The 15824-nt window shown below is 63.4% G+C and carries 17 protein-coding genes; 6 read left to right on the top strand and 11 right to left on the bottom strand.

Annotation, left to right across the window (positions count from 1 at the left end; genetic code table 11):
• Positions 1–3 precede the first annotated feature (3 nt).
• Complete coding sequence (locus PQT43_RS09505) at positions 4–1158, top strand: M14 family metallopeptidase (protein ID WP_110596137.1); 1155 nt, start codon at positions 4–6, stop codon at positions 1156–1158.
• Positions 1159–1194: 36 nt separating this feature from the next.
• Here the strand turns inward: PQT43_RS09505 and PQT43_RS09500 are convergent, their stop codons facing one another.
• Positions 1195–1650 carry a winged helix-turn-helix transcriptional regulator gene (locus tag PQT43_RS09500; protein ID WP_102864686.1) on the bottom strand — a complete coding sequence of 152 codons (456 nt, stop codon included), beginning with the start codon at positions 1648–1650 and terminating at the stop codon, positions 1195–1197.
• A 103-nt stretch (positions 1651–1753) separates the two neighbouring features.
• Between PQT43_RS09500 and PQT43_RS09495 the strand changes: the two genes are divergently transcribed.
• Complete coding sequence (locus PQT43_RS09495; RefSeq protein ID WP_272753761.1) at positions 1754–2974, top strand: MFS transporter; 1221 nt, start codon at positions 1754–1756, stop codon at positions 2972–2974.
• A 29-nt stretch (positions 2975–3003) separates the two neighbouring features.
• Here the strand turns inward: PQT43_RS09495 and PQT43_RS09490 are convergent, their stop codons facing one another.
• Complete coding sequence (locus PQT43_RS09490) at positions 3004–3543, bottom strand: cytochrome b (RefSeq protein ID WP_102881811.1); 540 nt, start codon at positions 3541–3543, stop codon at positions 3004–3006.
• On the bottom strand, positions 3540–4625 hold the full coding sequence (locus PQT43_RS09485; RefSeq protein WP_272753760.1) for a catalase family peroxidase: 1086 nt from the start codon (positions 4623–4625) through the stop codon (positions 3540–3542). The genes PQT43_RS09490 and PQT43_RS09485 overlap by 4 nt, the downstream gene beginning before the upstream one ends.
• A gap of 167 nt (positions 4626–4792) precedes the next feature.
• Between PQT43_RS09485 and PQT43_RS09480 the strand changes: the two genes are divergently transcribed.
• Positions 4793–5299, top strand: a complete 507-nt coding sequence (locus PQT43_RS09480; RefSeq protein WP_267268602.1) for a sigma-70 family RNA polymerase sigma factor — start codon at positions 4793–4795, stop codon at positions 5297–5299.
• Positions 5296–6021, top strand: coding sequence for an anti-sigma factor family protein (locus tag PQT43_RS09475; protein ID WP_267268603.1), 726 nt, complete (start codon positions 5296–5298; stop codon positions 6019–6021). Before PQT43_RS09480 ends, PQT43_RS09475 begins: the two co-directional genes overlap by 4 nt.
• Positions 6022–6025: 4 nt before the next feature.
• Here PQT43_RS09475 and PQT43_RS09470 read toward each other — a convergent pair whose 3' ends face one another.
• From PQT43_RS09470 to PQT43_RS09440, 7 genes are all read right to left on the bottom strand, one after another.
• Positions 6026–7015, bottom strand: a complete 990-nt coding sequence (locus PQT43_RS09470) for a Csu type fimbrial protein (RefSeq protein WP_267268604.1) — start codon at positions 7013–7015, stop codon at positions 6026–6028.
• Positions 7016–7047: 32 nt separating this feature from the next.
• Positions 7048–9405 carry a fimbria/pilus outer membrane usher protein gene (locus PQT43_RS09465; protein ID WP_267268605.1) on the bottom strand — a complete coding sequence of 786 codons (2358 nt, stop codon included), beginning with the start codon at positions 9403–9405 and terminating at the stop codon, positions 7048–7050.
• A 118-nt stretch (positions 9406–9523) separates the two neighbouring features.
• Positions 9524–10315: a fimbrial biogenesis chaperone gene (locus PQT43_RS09460; RefSeq protein WP_102881817.1), complete on the bottom strand. Its 792-nt coding sequence runs from the start codon at positions 10313–10315 to the stop codon at positions 9524–9526.
• Between the two features lie 46 nt (positions 10316–10361).
• Entirely contained in the window at positions 10362–10862 is a 501-nt protein-coding gene (locus tag PQT43_RS09455) for a Csu type fimbrial protein (RefSeq protein WP_272753759.1), read from the bottom strand.
• Between the two features lie 4 nt (positions 10863–10866).
• Positions 10867–11403, bottom strand: coding sequence for a Csu type fimbrial protein (locus PQT43_RS09450; RefSeq protein WP_102864676.1), 537 nt, complete (start codon positions 11401–11403; stop codon positions 10867–10869).
• Between the two features lie 20 nt (positions 11404–11423).
• A complete protein-coding gene (locus PQT43_RS09445; protein ID WP_102864969.1) occupies positions 11424–11963 on the bottom strand; it encodes a Csu type fimbrial protein in 540 nt (179 codons plus the stop codon).
• A gap of 104 nt (positions 11964–12067) precedes the next feature.
• Complete coding sequence (locus tag PQT43_RS09440) at positions 12068–12568, bottom strand: Csu type fimbrial protein (protein ID WP_272753758.1); 501 nt, start codon at positions 12566–12568, stop codon at positions 12068–12070.
• A 237-nt stretch (positions 12569–12805) separates the two neighbouring features.
• Between PQT43_RS09440 and zapE the strand changes: the two genes are divergently transcribed.
• The gene (zapE, locus tag PQT43_RS09435) at positions 12806–13924 is read left to right on the top strand and encodes a cell division protein ZapE (RefSeq protein ID WP_253085172.1); all 1119 of its coding nucleotides are present in this window, start codon (positions 12806–12808) and stop codon (positions 13922–13924) included.
• On the top strand, positions 13917–14546 hold the full coding sequence (locus PQT43_RS09430; RefSeq protein ID WP_272753757.1) for a hypothetical protein: 630 nt from the start codon (positions 13917–13919) through the stop codon (positions 14544–14546). The genes zapE and PQT43_RS09430 overlap by 8 nt, the downstream gene beginning before the upstream one ends.
• Positions 14547–14757: 211 nt before the next feature.
• Here the strand turns inward: PQT43_RS09430 and PQT43_RS09425 are convergent, their stop codons facing one another.
• Positions 14758–15774: an ABC transporter substrate-binding protein gene (locus tag PQT43_RS09425; protein ID WP_375107148.1), complete on the bottom strand. Its 1017-nt coding sequence runs from the start codon at positions 15772–15774 to the stop codon at positions 14758–14760.
• Positions 15775–15824 lie beyond the last annotated feature (50 nt).

Here is a 15824-nt window from a genome sequence, read left to right as displayed (position 1 = left end):
ACCATGACCGTGGGTAATCACACTTCGTTTCAAATTACTGCCGACTTCGACAGCGGCAATATCAACGTGCTGGACATCAGCAATCCGCTGCAGGCACTGCTGGCCATCCGCCCGGATACCCAGAGTCCGCACTTCCAATGGTTTCACTTCAAGGTCAGCGGCCTGCATGTCGGCCAGGAACATTGGTTCCGCCTGACCAACGCCAGCCAGTCCTCCTACAACAAAGCCTGGACCGGCTACCAGGCCGTCGCTTCCTATGACCATGTGAACTGGTTTCGCGTACCGACGATCTTCGAAGGTGACGCCCTGCGTTTCAATCTGGAGGCCACCCAGACTCACGCCTGGTTCGCCTACTTCGAGCCCTACAGTCGCGGGCGCCACGACTGGCTGATCGATCAAGCCCTGAGCAAGGCCGACACCGAACTGTTGGCAGTGGGCAAAAGCGTCGAAGGCCGGGATATCCAGCTTCTGCGCAAGGGCAGCGGCAAGGAAGGGCAGCGCAAGATCTGGATCATTGCCCAACAGCATCCCGGCGAGCACATGGCCGAATGGTTCATGGAAGGTGTGATCGAGCGCCTGCAACACCGGGATGACCCGGAGCTCAACTCGCTGCTGGCCAAGGCCGATCTGTACCTGGTGCCCAACATGAACCCGGACGGCGCGTTCCACGGCCACCTGCGCACCAACGCCAAGGGCCAGGACCTGAATCGCGCCTGGCAGAACGCCAGCCAGGAACTGAGCCCGGAGGTGCTGTTCGTCCAGCAGCAGATGGAAAAGTACGGCGTCGACCTGTTTCTTGATGTGCACGGCGATGAAGAAATTCCTCACGTCTTCACCGCCGGCTGCGAGGGCAACCCGGGCTACACGCCACGCCTGGCGGGACTCGAAGAGCATTTTCGCAGCCACTTGAAGCGCCAGACCCGAGACTTCCAGACTACCCACGGCTACGCCCGGGACAATCCCGGAGAGGCCAACATGACCCTGGCCTGCAATGCCGTCGGGGAGAAATACGACTGCCTGGCGCTGACCCTGGAGATGCCTTTCAAGGACCACGACGATAACCCCAACCCCGTCACCGGCTGGTCCGGCAAGCGCTCCATGCAGCTGGGCAAGGATGTCATGAGCACCCTCGCCGACCTAGTGGATCACCTGCGCTGAACCCGAATGACGGCTGCGCGAGCCTGTGCGCAGTCGTCACTCATCGGCGCCAGCCGGCACCCGTCGGCAATCCTCCGGCCCCAGCAAGCGCCCATCCGCCGCACGCAGTTCCAGCGCACGTAACGGTTGCCCGGTTTCCCGGTCGACCATTCGCGAATGCGCCTCGCCCTCCTCGTAGAAAAACGCCTCGCCCCATTGGCGCAAGCCGATGATCAGGGGAAACAGCCCCTTGCCCTTTGGCGTCAGCACGTACTCCTGGTAGGCACTGCCATCCGAGGCCGGCACCACTTCAAAAACCCCGTGTTCCACCAGGGTGCGCAAACGTGCGGCAAGAATGTTCTTGGCCATGCCGAGGTTGCGCTGGAACTCGCCAAAGCGACGGATGCCGTCAAAGGCATCCCGCACAATCAGCAACGACCACCAATCACCGATGGCGTCCAGTGAGCGGGCCACCGGGCACTCGGCATCTTGCAAGCTGGTGCGTTTAACCATGCTGGGCAGTCTCCGTTCGGGCCACAGAAAAGTGGTTGCAATATAAAACCACGATCTCTACCGTACAACTGGTTTTATAACGAAACCAGATACGGAGCCCGACATGTCACGCGATCCTTCCCCTCCTGCCCCCTCGACTCTTTCACCACGGGTGGTGCTGCTGTTCGCCATCGCCTGTGGCCTGGCGGTGGGCAACGTCTACTACGCCCAGCCGCTTCTGGACGCCATGGCCCGAACCTTCGACCTGCCGCCGGCCACGGTGGGCATCATCATCACCCTGACCCAGGTGGGCTACGGCCTGGGGCTGCTGTTGCTGGTGCCTTTGGGCGACCTGCTCAACCGCCGGCGACTGATCGTCACCCAGACTCTGCTGTCAGTGCTGGCCTTGCTAATGGTGGCCCTGGCCCCCAGCAGCGCCTGGCTGCTGTTGGGCATGGCCAGCACCGGCCTGCTGGCGGTGGTGACCCAAACTCTGGTGGCCTATGCCGCGAACCTGGCACCCACAGCCCAGCGTGGACAGGTGGTCGGCATGGTGACCAGCGGCATCGTGGTGGGCATTCTGCTGGCCCGCACCGTGGCCGGAACCATGGCCGATCTGGCCGGCTGGCGTTCGGTCTATCTGTTGTCGGCCGGCTTGACCCTGCTGGTGGCCCTGACCCTGTGGAGAGTGCTGCCCAGAGTTGAACAGCCACCCGCGGCGCAACGCTACGGGCAATTGCTCGGCTCACTGTTGCAACTGTTCAGGGAAGAAAAAGTGCTGCGCGACCGTGCAGTGCTGGCGATGTTGATCTTCGCCGCAGGCACCGTCTTGTGGACCCCTTTGGTGCTGCCTCTGAGCGCCCCGCCGCTGTCGCTGTCTCACACCGAAATCGGCCTGTTTGGCCTGGCCGGGGCCGCCGGCGCCCTGGGCGCAGCAAGGGCCGGGCACTGGGCGGATCGCGGCCTGGCGCAGTGGACCAGCGGCCTGGCTCTGGCGTTGATGTTGCTGTCCTGGCTGCCCATCGCCTTTACCCAATCGTCCCTGTGGGCACTGCTACTGGGAGTCATCACCTTCGACCTGGGCTTGCAGGCCGTCCACGTCACCAGCCAGAGCCTGATCTACAGCGTGCGCCCACAAGCCCAGAGCCGCTTGGCCGCCGGTTACATGCTGTTCTACTCCCTGGGCAGCGCCGGCGGCTCGATTGCCGCCACCGCCACCTACGCCTGGGCTGGCTGGATCGGTGTCTGCCTGCTGGGAGCCGCTATCAACAGCCTGGCACTGGTCTATTGGCTGTGGAGCCTGAACCCCGGGAAAGCCCGGACCGAGGCTCGCTGTGCCATTTGAACGACACAGCAGGCTTGCTCAAGGGGGACTTAACCACGCCCCCGCAGCATGCTCTGCAATACCCCGTCTCGGCGGACCCAGCCATGGAACAGTGCCGCCGCCAGATGCAGCAACACCGTCAGGAACAGCAGATAAGCCAGGTAGCCATGGGCCTTGCGCAAGAGAGCGAACACCTGGGCATTGGCCGGCAGGATCGCCGGCAACTGCAACGAACCGCTCAGCATCACCGGGTCCCCGGCCGCCGAAATCATGGCCCAGCCCAGTACCGGCAAGCCCAGCATCAGGGCGTACAGCAGCACATGGGAGGCTTTGGCCGCCAACACCTGCCAGCCCGGCAAGTCTGCCGGCAGCGGCGGTTGCCGAGTGGAAAAACGCACAAACAGGCGCACCGCCGCCAACAGCAGAATGGCGATGCCCAACGGCTTGTGCAGGTGGATCAGCCACTCATGACGGGCGGACACCGAGGTCACCATGCCGGCACCGATAAACAGCATGGCAATGATCATCAGCGCCATCAGCCAGTGCAGCAGACGCGCCAGCGGGGCGAAGTGTTGAGGTTGGCTATTCATGGACGCGGTTCCTGGGCGGAGGGCAATTGACTGACTTCACTGGTGCGACGCAGGTAGGAACTGGCGTAGGCGGCAGAGCGTGCCGCCAGCAGGGGATCATCGGAGGCCTGGATGCCATTGGGCAGGACCAGCGGGTCGTAATTGATGTCCCGGCACTGGCCACTGTTCTGCGGCTGGGTGCCTTGCAGCACCAGGGTCCCGGCATTGATCACCGGACGCTCTGCGGGCCAGGCCTTGCTGGCGTCATTGGTGGGGTCATCGGGCGCCGCCAGGGTGATCTGCAAACGCCAGCGCAACGGCCCTTGAGCCAGGCGCTGCGTCAGGTCCTGTTCCAGGTAGTCCGCGCCTTGCGGAGCGCTGCCCTGGGCTGGCGCCTCACCGGTCTCGGGGACCACGCCCCAACGCACCGCCTGGCGCTGGCCATTGGCATTGACCAGGTAGAAGGCATTGATCCCGTTGTAGCTTTCACTGGCGTAGCTGGCTGAAGGCTTGGCGCTCTTGACCCATTGCAAGAAGGGCCCAGCCTCGGGGTGAGCGGCAAAGAACGCCGGCACCCTGGTCGGGTCCGGCTTGCCCGTGGCCGGATCAGGGGAGCTGGCCTGCTGCAGTTGATAGAACGCCTCGGGAGTGCCCACCGGAAACACCGGCATGCTGTTCATTCCCGTGCGCCACTGCTGGCCGTTGGCCTGGAGGAAACGCAACGCCAGGCTGCGGATCGGTACGCTGCTGTCCGGCGCATAGGGGTTGCCGCTGGGCAGGGCAAAACGCCCCACCACCGGCGTTTGCGCCTCACTGAACACCTGTGCCGTGGAGTAGGCCCGGGCCTCGCCACTGCTCTGGAAGTAACCGATGACACACACGCCCTTGGCGTGGTTGCGGCGAAACCCCGGATGCACGCCGTTATTGGTCTCCAGCACATCCACCAGGGCCTTGGGGGTCAGGCGTTGCGGGTCGAAATTGCCGTGCACGTAGGCCAGCGCCGCGGCAGCGGCGGCCACCACCCAGGCAATGGCCCCCAGGCGCAAGGTCAGGCTGACAGCACTCAAGGGCGGACGATCGGGTGGCGAGGATGGGGCAGCCATGGACATCTCCAGTACGCGGGGCCACAGGGGCAAGGACCTGTCAGACGCAACCCGGTACCGGTTATTCCAGACGCCGATATTTATTTTTCCGCGACTGGAATAACCTGCAGCACGGCGCGTCTTCCTAGTCCCAAGCCTAGTGACTGGCCCAGCACCTGCAGGACTTCATGAACGATTTCGACGAACAGCTACGCCTGCTGCTCCCCCGCCTCAGGCGCTTTGCCCTGTCCCTGACGCGCCAGCCCAGCAGCGCCGACGATCTGGTGCAGTCCTGCCTGGAGCGCGCCTTGTCGAGTCGGGCCCATAAACGCCCCGAAGGCGATTTGCGAGCCTGGCTGTTTTCCATCCTCTACCGGCAGTTTCTTGATGCCCACCGACGCTCCCGGCGTTACGCACGCATGCTCGAATTCTTTACCGGCCGTGACGACGCCCAGCCTTCGGTGGAGCGCACCGTAGTCGCCCAGTCGACCCTGGCAGCCTTCGAGCGCCTGAACGCCGAGCAACGCGCCCTGCTGCTCTGGGTCTCGGTGGAGGGCTTGAGCTACAAGGAAGTGGCAGAGATCCTCCTGGTCCCCGTCGGCACCGTGATGTCGCGCCTGTCCAGGGCCCGCCAGGCGCTGCGCCAACTCAGCGACGGCGAAATCAGCAGCCCCTCTCTACGGATACTCAAATGATCAGCCTGCCCCCCAGCGACAGCGACCTGCACGCCTACGTCGATCACCAACTCAGCGAAGCGGACCGCCGGGTGCTGGACAGTTACCTGGCCAACCATCCGCAGACGGCGGCCCAGGTCCAGGCCTGGCAGCAGGATGCCCAGCACCTGCGGGCCGCCCTCGGTGGCGCCCTGCTGCAAGCGCCCAACCCGGCGCTGGAGCCGACGCTGATCCGTGCGCGCCACCAGCAGCGGGGCTTGCGGCGCCTGGCCAGTGCCGCGGCGCTGCTCGTGGCGGTCGGGGTTGGCGGTCTGAGCGGCTGGCAGGCCCGGGAGCTGACCCTGGCTGGCAACGGCGTGCTGCCGATGACCGATGCCCTCCAGGCGTATCGCCTGTTCGCCGAGCAAGGCATCCTGCCGGCGGACTTCAAGGTCCAGGACAACGGCGCCATGCAAGCCTGGCTGGATCGCTACTTCACCCAGGCCAGCCCGCTGCCGGACCTGCACGACGCTGGCTTCAAAGCGGTCAGCGGGCGCCTGCTCAGTACCGAACAAGGGCCGGCGGCAATGGTTCTGTACCAGGATCGCGAGGGGCGCAAAGTCAGCTTCTACATCCGCCCGCCAGGACCGCAAAACACCCTGCTACCCCGTGGCAGCCGCCGTGACGGCCCGTTGCAGGCACAGTACTGGTCCGGCGGGGGCTACAACTACGCCATGGTCGGCCCAGCGGAAATTCCCCTGTAGGCCTTCAGAACCCCACGTCCAGCACCACGTTGTCGATGTAGGTGCCGGCTGGGGGCGTATTCTGGTCGGTGTAGATCCTGGCGTTGTAGTTGAAGATCTGGCTGCCGGTACCCAGGCCATTGCCCGGGTTCACTTCGGCATCGGTGCTGGAACGTCGGGCACTGCCAACGCTGCCCCAACGGGTGTTGCCGGCACTTTTGAAAATGTCGTAGGCCAGGTAGTTGCTGCCGGAAATCATCCGCCGTCGCCCTCCTGCGCTCACGGGTTGCTGGCCGTCGCTCAAGCCCACGGTATAGGCACTGCCCTTGGTGCAGGACAGGTTGATGGTCTGCCCGGTGACCGTGGCGAACGCACTGACCACCGGCGCGCTGCCGAAACTGATGTTCGGCGCGGTGATCACGCAATCGTTGGACACCGTCATGTTCACCGTAAGGGCCTGGGTGCCGCTGCCGATGTCCCGTCCCAGACAGATCCCCAGCGCGCCGATCCCGGCGCAATAGTTCCAGCTCCAGAAGATGCTCAGGTTCTCGGTGTAGACCCCTGCCGCTACATTGCTGCCGGTGATGGTCCCCATGTAGATGGGCACGGTCTTGGCCACGGTGGCGCTGCCCAGCAAGCCCAGGAGGTCGATGATCGAGTTGCGCGCGAAGTCGAACTGCACGCCCCGAGTGATCGGATAGCTGGTGCTGTTGTTGGCGTACAGGGTGTAGCCGATGACATCGCCCGTGGGGCCGACCATACCGCTGGTGCTGGAAGTGATGGTGGCGTAGAAGTGGTCGTTGCTGGCCAGCAGGCTCAACAGCGAGCCAGTGCAGCTCAAGCCCGCATTGGTGGTGGAAGCCGGCTGCGAAGTGGTACGCACCAGGATCGAGCTGACGCTGCCGAACCCCGCCGGTGCGGTGCTGACGGTGTTGCACAGCGCCTGGGCCTGCAGCGTCAGCAGACTCGCCAGCAGCCCCACTATTGCCTGTCGCCATCCCTTGAACCTGTCCACCCTCAGCACTCCCTTGCCTCGTGACGCCACAACTACTGGCAGACCAGCGGGCCGATCAACGGCACCTGCTGCTGTTGCAGATCCATGTCGAACTGCGCACGGCAGCTCTGGCCATCAGCCAGGCTGACTTGCAGGCTGTTGTGTTGCGAAAGATTCTCCAGATACACCAGCCCATCCCAGCCGACCACCGCCCGAGCCCCACTCTGCTCATGGGTCACGGTGCTGCCCAGGGGCAGTTCCCGTTGCTGGGCGTCCACCAGCACCACGCTGGCGGCGATGATCCGGGTCAGTGGAAACTCCAGCAAATAGCCGCTGCCACGACGCACCGCCACTCGCTGCTCCACATTCGGCGTCTGGACGTTGGCCGGCAGGTTCAACGGATCGATCTCGTACTTGCCCCGGTAATAGGCACTGCTCCAGGGCACCAGCAAGTGTCCGTTCTTGTCGGTCTGCCCCACCAACTGGTTTTCATAGCGCACCGGGATGTCCTGGTAACCATCGGTGCTGACCACCACGAAGGCATCGTCGATCTGGTTGGCGGCGAACACCTGGCGGTCCATCCACACCAGCGAGCCACTGGCATCGGCCCAGCGGGTCTCGGCATCGCGGGTGCCATAGACCCCCGCCTGCAGGCGCACCGACTGCAGGCGCCAGGTGACATCCGCCTGGCGATAGTCGGCGCTGCTGCCCGTGGCATAACCCAGGTTGTAGCCAACCCCGCCCTCCAGGGGCACCGAACGACTGAAATTGACCCGCTGGCGGTTTTCCCCCGTCTTGCTGCGTTCGTTGCTCAGGCTCAGGCTGCCGTGCAAGTCGAAGGGAATCACCAGCTGCGCCTGCATCGCCCACTGGCTGTCGCCGATCTCCCGGTTGGCCGACAGGTAGAAGCTGCTGTTGTGCCACAGCGGCTTGCTCCAGGTCAGGTTCAACAACCGGGTGCGGCTCGAGTCGGCGGCCCGCACATCGAAGTAGCCGGCCCCCAGGCTGCCGTAGCGATCCAGGTTGAGGCTCAGGGTCAGTTGCTCGCTGCGCTGGCTGAGGCTGATGTAGGGGCTGTCGACCACCGTCAGGTCGGCATACTGGTCACGACGTTGCATGCGCTGGTACGCCAGGCTGAAACGCTGGTTGTTGTACTGGTAGCCGAAGCTGAACTGCTGACCGCCGCTGCCGTCAAAACGGCTCTGGCTGAGCGCCGTGTTGAGCACGCCGAAGTTGCCCAGGCGCAGATTGCCGCCCACCCCGCCCAGCGTCAGGGAGTCCGAGGCCTCGGCATGCGCTTCCAAGGTCAGGCTGTCGCTCAGGCCATGGCGCAAGCTGCCGGTGGTGACACCCGGGCCATAGCCAAAATCACGCAGGGTGTAGTCCCGGCGCAGGTTCCCTGCGGCCACCGAGAAATCCGTCAGGCCCTTCTGCAGCAGGCTGCTGGTGACGTAGAACGGCACCGTGGTCGACACTTGCCGCCCCAGGGCGTCCGTGGTCACCACCACCGCCTCCCCCGCCCCGTTGATAAAGGGAATGTTGGTCAGGGTGTAGGGCCCCGGCTGCACCTCGCTGCTGCTGGACTTGTAGCCATTGATGAACAGGTCCAGGGAGGATGGCACCGCCGCTTCACCGGCAAACTGCGGCAAGGGATAGGTCACCAGGTCCGGGCGCACGGCGAAATCCCGAGACAGCTGGACCCCACCCAGACGCACCGAACTGCTCCAGGGCAAGGCGCTGCTCACCACGTCACCCGCCTCATAGGTCAGCAGGCGTTCTTCATCGGAAAAACGCCAGGTGGTGTCATAACGCCGATACCCATTGTTCAAAGAGGTGCTGGCAACGCCGGACAAGGTCCGCCGGTACTGCCCGGTATTGGACAAGGTGCCCCAGGTGTCGAACAGCCGCACTTCATTCCAGGCCGCCAGGTAGGTGCCGCCTTCATCGGTGTCATTGAGGTACAGATCGTAGTTGAGCAGCGCGCCGAAGCTGCTCAGGGCCGGTGTCCTTGGATAGGCCTGGCGACTGCCGATGAACTGTTCCGGCAGCCAATCCGGCGGCACATCAATCAGCAGGCGCTGGCCCTGACTGTCGTAATCGCTGTGCAGGCCCGGCAGGCTGTCCAGATCGACTTCGCTGCCCAGCCCCTCCGGCAGCTTGATGCCGGTTTCCCGCAGTGTCTGCACCGGCATGAACAATCGTCCGGCACGCTGCTCCACCGCCACCACCTTCCCTGTGTTCATCTGATTGATCACCAGTTCCAGAAACAACTGTGCATCGGCCAGCGACTCCAGGCTGCTGGGCGGTGGCGGCAGCTCGCCAGCTTGGCAAAAAGGCGCCAGCATCAGACCGCACAAGCCAGCCATCAGTCCTTTCCAGCAGCGCAAACAACGAGCAGCGTCCTGGCTCATGGCGGGTTCAAGTCCATCTATGGACATCTCCATCCCAAGGCGGATGCGTCACCGCGCTCACATCCGTCCGTACCTCTTCCTACCGCCACCTGGCAGGCGCTTGCATGACTGCAGTGGATCAGTGCGCAGGCGCCAGACTCTGCACCTGCGGCGCGCCATTGACCCGCAGTTGCAGGGTCGAATCCATTGTCAGGGGGTCCGTCACCGGCCAGCGCATGACCGCCCCGGGCAGCACGTAACCGAGCAAGCCCGGCGCCAGCGGCCGGGTCTGCCCGCCCTGCTTGAACGCCACATCGGTCAGGCGTGCGTGCACTGCCCCCTGGTTACGCAGCTCGAAAAACGTCTTGCCGTCCACCGCCACTTTGCGCCAGCTCAGGTCCGGCACCCCGGCGCCCTTGGGATCGCGAGGGCGGGAAGTGTCTTCCTTGCTCCAGAGCCCGGCGCCATAGGCGAACAACGGCACCGAGTAACGCATCTGGAAGCGGATCGCCGCCGCACTCTTGGCCCCCTCTTCCGGGGTGATGGGCTTGGCCGAAGGAATCTCGTCGATGATGATCCGGTACGCCAGCTCCTGCCCCGGCGGCACCTCACGGGTTCGGGTCAGGCGCACCAGTTGCTTCTGCCCGGGTTCGATCTTCGCCACCGGCGGGCTGCCGATGACGTCGCGCTGGTTCTGATACTGGTCGGCAAAACCGCTCTGGCTCCAGGCAAACACCCGGATTTGCAGGTTGGCGGTTTCAGTACCGCGGTTTTCCAGCCACAGTGCACTGGCTTGCTGATCCGCCTCCAGAACCGGATCGATCGGCCAGATCAGCACCGAGCTGGCGGCCTGGACCCTGGGCACGCCGGACAACACGCCGGCCAGTATCAGGTAACCGGTGGCCCAAAGGCCCCGCAAAGGTAAATGCATACTGCTACTCCTTGTCCGCCTGCCGACTGGTTGTCGACTCGCCCCATCACCACGACAGCTGCACCTGCAGCACATCGCTGTACGTCCCCCCAGGCTGATTGCCCAGCAACTGCACCTGCCCGTAGATCGGCAGGCTGATGTTATTGGCATCGCTGTAAGCCACGGCCACGCTCTGGCCTATGCCCAGGCTCTGGCTGTACGCCGCATCGCGAAACAACTGATAGGCCACCCGGGCACTGCCGCTATTGAGCTGCATATGTCGCCCGCTGCTGTTGTACTGGCCGCCGTCCACGGTCATGTTCAGGGCCACTCCCGGTGTGCACTGCAATTGCACGCCCCCGATCAACGCCACTCGCACGGTGCTGGTGGACAACGCCGACTGGCTGCCGAAGGACAGGCTGCCGTAGTTGCTGACACCGCCTACCACCAGACAACCGGCGGTGATGGTGGCACTGACCTGGAAGTTCTGGCTGGTGGCCGCCCAGATCCACGCCGGCCAGGCACTGGCGCAGATCAGGGCAAACAGCGCAAGACCTTGGCTGGCCATGGCATCAGAAGGTCAGCTGCACGGACACCGTATCGGTGTAGGTGCCGGCCGGCAGCCCGGCCTTGCCCACGGCCTGACCATAGAGGTTCACGGTCTGCGCGACCCCGGTGCTCGGCGCCAGGTTGATCACCCCATTGATCGCCACGATCTGCGAGTGGCCGGAGTCGGTGTACAGGTCGTAGGGCACATAGTTGGCCACCCCGTCGTACAACGCCCGGGTGCCACCCGAGGACATACCGTCATTGTTGCCGCCCTGGATGGTCAGGCTGGGTGTGGTGCCGCTGGAGCAGAGAATCGACAGAGCCCCGCCACCGCCCCCCAGCACCTGGCCAGTGGCCGTCGTAAACAGGCTGTTGGTGGTGCCGAAGTTCAAGGCGCCGAAGTTCAGACCGGTGCTGCCGCCCACCCCGTTGACCTGGCAACTGCTGGTGAGGATCAGGGTCGAGCTGATCTGACCGGTGACCGTAGTGGCGGCGTTGGCCGTGGAAACCATGACCAGTCCCAACAAGGGCCAGCCAATCCTGGATACAAGCGCGTGCATGATGTGCGTCCTCTCGTGAGTTACCAATCCAGCGTGATGGTCAGGGTGTCGGTGTAGACCCCTGCCGGAACCGCGCGGGTATTCGCGACCACAGAGCCGAACACCGGAATGGGAATCCGCCTGCCGCTGCTCACTGCGAAATTGCGCTGCTGGCCGATGCTGTAGCTGTCGCTACCGGATGCATCGACAAACAATCGATAGGGAATGGTCTGGCGTCCGTTGCTCAAACGCCGGGTTGTACCGTCGCCGTTGAGGCCGCCATTGATGGTCACGGTGAAACCGGTGACCGAGGGATTGCAGGCCACCTGCAACTGGCCTTCGGCACTGTCGGTGAGGCTGGCCTTGATGGGGTTGACCCAGGTCGGCCCCTGCTGCCCGAAGTCGAGCATGCCCAGGTTGCTGATGGGGTTCGTGGAGGGCGCGCTGCCGCCACTGCTCACCTGACAACTGGCAGTGATCACCAGGCGCGCCTGGATCTGCCCGCTGATCGCCGCCTGGGCATCATCAACCAGCAGACACAGCGAGCCCAGGGCGACGATCGTCCAGGTCCTGCCTTTCATTGCACCCATCCCGGTTCCATCAGGACTCCCACGTGAGCCGTTCAACCTGAACAGCTTTCCCTGCTCTGCCCGGGTCCCCCGTGGCAGCTGTCATACCCCCGACCTCACCAGGTCAGGGTCACCTTCAATACATCGGAATAGCCCCCGGCCTGGGGAATCTCGGCCAGAGGTTCAATGCGCCCGTACAGGGGCAAATCCACAGTGCCGGAGTCCGGCACCCGTCCACTGACCGGGACATTCACCGGCAACGCAATGCGCCGGGCCGAGTCCTGGTAGAGGCGATAAGGAATGGGTTTGCCCAACGCACGGTTGCTGGCCAGGTAACGCACCTCGCCGACACCGCCATGCAGGCCGCCGTCGATGCGCATCTGATAAGGGGTATCGGGATTGCACTCCAGACGTGGCAGACGACCACTGACCAATGCCGCAGCCAAAGGCCCCGCCGGATCGTTCAGGCGCGCAGTACTGCCAAAGTCCAAGGTGCCGAGTTGCTCGACACCCGCCTCCCGCTGCTGACCCACCAACTGGCAGCCACGCTGCACATCGACCCGGACCTGCACCTGCAAATCCGCGGCCCCCGCCGTCGTGCTGAGCAACGCGCTCATGACTGCCAAACCCTTATATCCATTCAAGGCCTCAATCCTTATGAGGAGCATTCGCTGAAATCAGGTTAGCAACCGCGGGCGAAACTGCCAGTTAGCGTATTAATCGGCCTGCCCGGTGTGAATGACCGTCTATCGCCGCCATGCCTTTTCGAGATCACTGGCTGTTGGGTTTTCTATTGGTTAAATTGTCGCGCCGCTTTTAAGGTAGGCGGCCTGGAATCATCGGGGTAACCACCATTGGCCGCTTTACCGCCAACACCTGCACAGACTCAATCACCCTGGCGACGCCTGTTCGCCCGAGCCTTGCGCCGCCCGAACGGTGCCGGTGGCGTGATCCATGACTACTTTCGCCACAAGGCCCTGGACCTGGGATACACCCTCAGCCACAGCCAATTGCGGGTCATCGACTGCATGGCCCGGCAGGCCGACGACCTGACGCAATCCCCCGGCAAGGCCCAGAGCCTGTACCTGTACGGCGCCGTCGGCCGGGGCAAGAGCTGGTTGCTGGACGGCTTCTTCCGCGCCTTGCCCATCGCCGAAAAACAGCGCCTGCACTTCCACGACTTCTTCGCCCAGTTGCACCAGGGCATGTTCCGCCATCAGCAGCAGGCCGACGCTCTGGAAGCCACCCTGGATGAACTGCTCAACCAGTGCCGAGTGCTGTGCTTCGATGAGTTCCATGTCCATGACATTGGCGATGCGATGCTGATCACCCGGCTGTTCAAGGCCCTGTTCAACCGCGGCATCACGCTGTTACTGACCTCCAACTACGCCCCCGAGGGCCTGCTGCCCAACCCGCTGTACCACGCCCGCTTCAAGCCGGTGATCGAACTGATCAACGGGCGCATGCAGGTGATGGAGGTGGGAGGCCCCCACGACTACCGGAGCCAGGCCCGCTCCCACGATCAGCAGCTCTTCACCCAGGGTCACTATGTGTGGCCCGGCACCCCGGCCCAGCGCCAGGCCCTGGAACTGCCCGAGCGCCATGCCGCGGCGGCGCAACTGACAGTAGGCGCCCGGCAATTGACCGTGCGCCAGATCCAGCAGCGCAGCATCCGTTTTGAATTCAACGATGTGTGCGAACAGCCCACGGCCGTCATGGACTACCTGGAACTGAGTCGCCACTTCGACACCTGGATCATCGACGAACTGCCGGAGCTGGGAGAATGCTCGATCGCCGCCCAGCAACGCTTCATCAACCTGATCGACGTGCTCTACGATCAGGACAAACGCCTGCTGCTGATCGGCCAGCGCCCGCTGCACGAATGTCTCGGCGGCCACGCCATCGACCTGGCGCGCACCCGCAGCCGCCTCGGGCAACTGCGGGAAATCGGTCCCGGGCCGGCCCATGGCTGAGCCAGCGCACACCTGCATGCACAGGCTGCCGCTGACTTTTTTCCAGCTGCTTGACCTGCACCTGAGCAACTTGACGCTCGAACATCCGTGCCGGTTTGGCCTGCTGGCGTTCTCCCCCGCCGAATTCGCGGCAAAGGGCTACGAACTGATCGGCGAGCCCACGGACTTTCACTTCTACGAAAAGAGCCACTTGACGGATTACCACCAGCGAACGCTGGAGGTGATTTTCAAGTGCTACTTCTTCGGCCAGCAACGGATTGACAGTGGCTTCAACCTGGTGTGCGGCGTCCGCCTTACAACCTTGCTCAAGTACCTCAAAGGTTGGACCGAGCCGGGCCACAGCCTGGCCTTTTACTTCTCGCACGACAAGAAAGAAGGCGCAGTGATTCTGGATGACCGGCATGTGATGCGTTTCAACCAATGGAGCGCCAGAGGCGCCTATCTGATTGCCACCCTGGAAAGCGACTTTGACTCAAGCAACCCCTCGGGCAGGATGGCCACCGAGTCAGTCAAAAAGACCTTTGAACACCACAGCCTGGAATGGATGCCAGGCGAGGCCCGGAACCTCAGGCACCCCGCCGCATTCCGCAGGTTGGCCAGAGCCATGCACGCTGGCCTGTAAATGCCGTGTGCTCTATCGAACGGCCGTCAGCCTTTTGCAAGCCTTCCAGGGTGACGGACCGACCCGGTGATCGGCGCTTGGCATCAGCCCGACCCTTCATGGGCAATTCATCGAGTAGCTGGAAGCATTCGGGGAAGAGTAGATGGATGTCGATCGAGTTGGCGTCTGGCAGGAACGGCGCGCCGTTCCTGCCTGAACGATGTAACAAGCGCTATTTGGCAGCCCAGGCATTGAAGCGCTGGTGCAACTGCTCGCCATGGTCGGCCCAAAAGGTCGGATCCATTGCCACCTGCTGTTTCAGATCGGGCAGTACGCTGAGCCGTTGCTCGCTGAGCAAGGTGTTGGCGCGCTGGTTTACCGGTGCATAGGCAATGTGCTGCGCATAATTTTTTTGTTGCTCGGCTTCAAGGGTGTAGTTGATGAACTTGAGACTTTGCTCACGATTCTTCGCACCACGGGGTATGGCCCAGGCGTCCATGTCATACAGGCCGCCATTCCAGACGATGCGCAGATTGCTCTGCCCCTGTACGGCGCTGATCCGGCCGCTATAGGCGGAGCTCATGACCACGTCGCCAGAGGCCAGGTACTGAGGCGGTTGGGCTCCGGCTTCCCACCATTGAATACTGGACTTGATTTCATCGAGTTTACGGAATGCACGATCCTGTCCCGCCTCGGTGGCCAGCACCTTGTAGACCTCCTCCGGGGCTACGCCATCTGCCAGGAGCGCGAATTCCAGGGTGTACATCGGGCCCTTGCGCAGGCCGCGTTTGCCGGGAAACTTCTGCACATCCCAGAAATCTTTCCAACTGGTCGGGGCGCTGGTGAGCTTGTCGGCGTTGTAGGCCAGCACCGTAGACCAGACGAAGAAGCCCGCACCGCAGTTTTGCAGCGCACCGGGAAGCAGGTCTTTCGCCAGGTTCGGGTCGACGCTGAATTCTTCCAGCAAGCCATCGTCACAGGCGCGAGCCAGCTCGGGCAGCTCCATTTCAACGACGTCCCAGGAGACACTGCCGGTGTCCACCATGACTTTGATCTTGGCCAGTTCGCCGTTGAACTCGCCAGCGATAATCCGTGTGCCGTGTTCAGCCTGATAGGGCTTGTAGAACGCTGCAACCTGGGCGTCCTTGTTCGCGCCTCCGTGGGATACCACGGTGAGGTCGGCAAGGGCCGAAGTGGTCACGAGGGACAACGCCAGCAGCATCAATGGCAGAGTCGGTTTCTTAGTCATTATTTGCGTCTCCAGATGATTGAGGCCTAGGTCCAAAAAAGGATCTGCTG

Source organism: Pseudomonas sp. BLCC-B112 (assembly GCF_028550695.1).
In the GTDB taxonomy this organism is placed as follows: domain Bacteria; phylum Pseudomonadota; class Gammaproteobacteria; order Pseudomonadales; family Pseudomonadaceae; genus Aquipseudomonas; species Aquipseudomonas danubii.
This window is presented reverse-complemented; position numbering and strand designations above follow the sequence as displayed.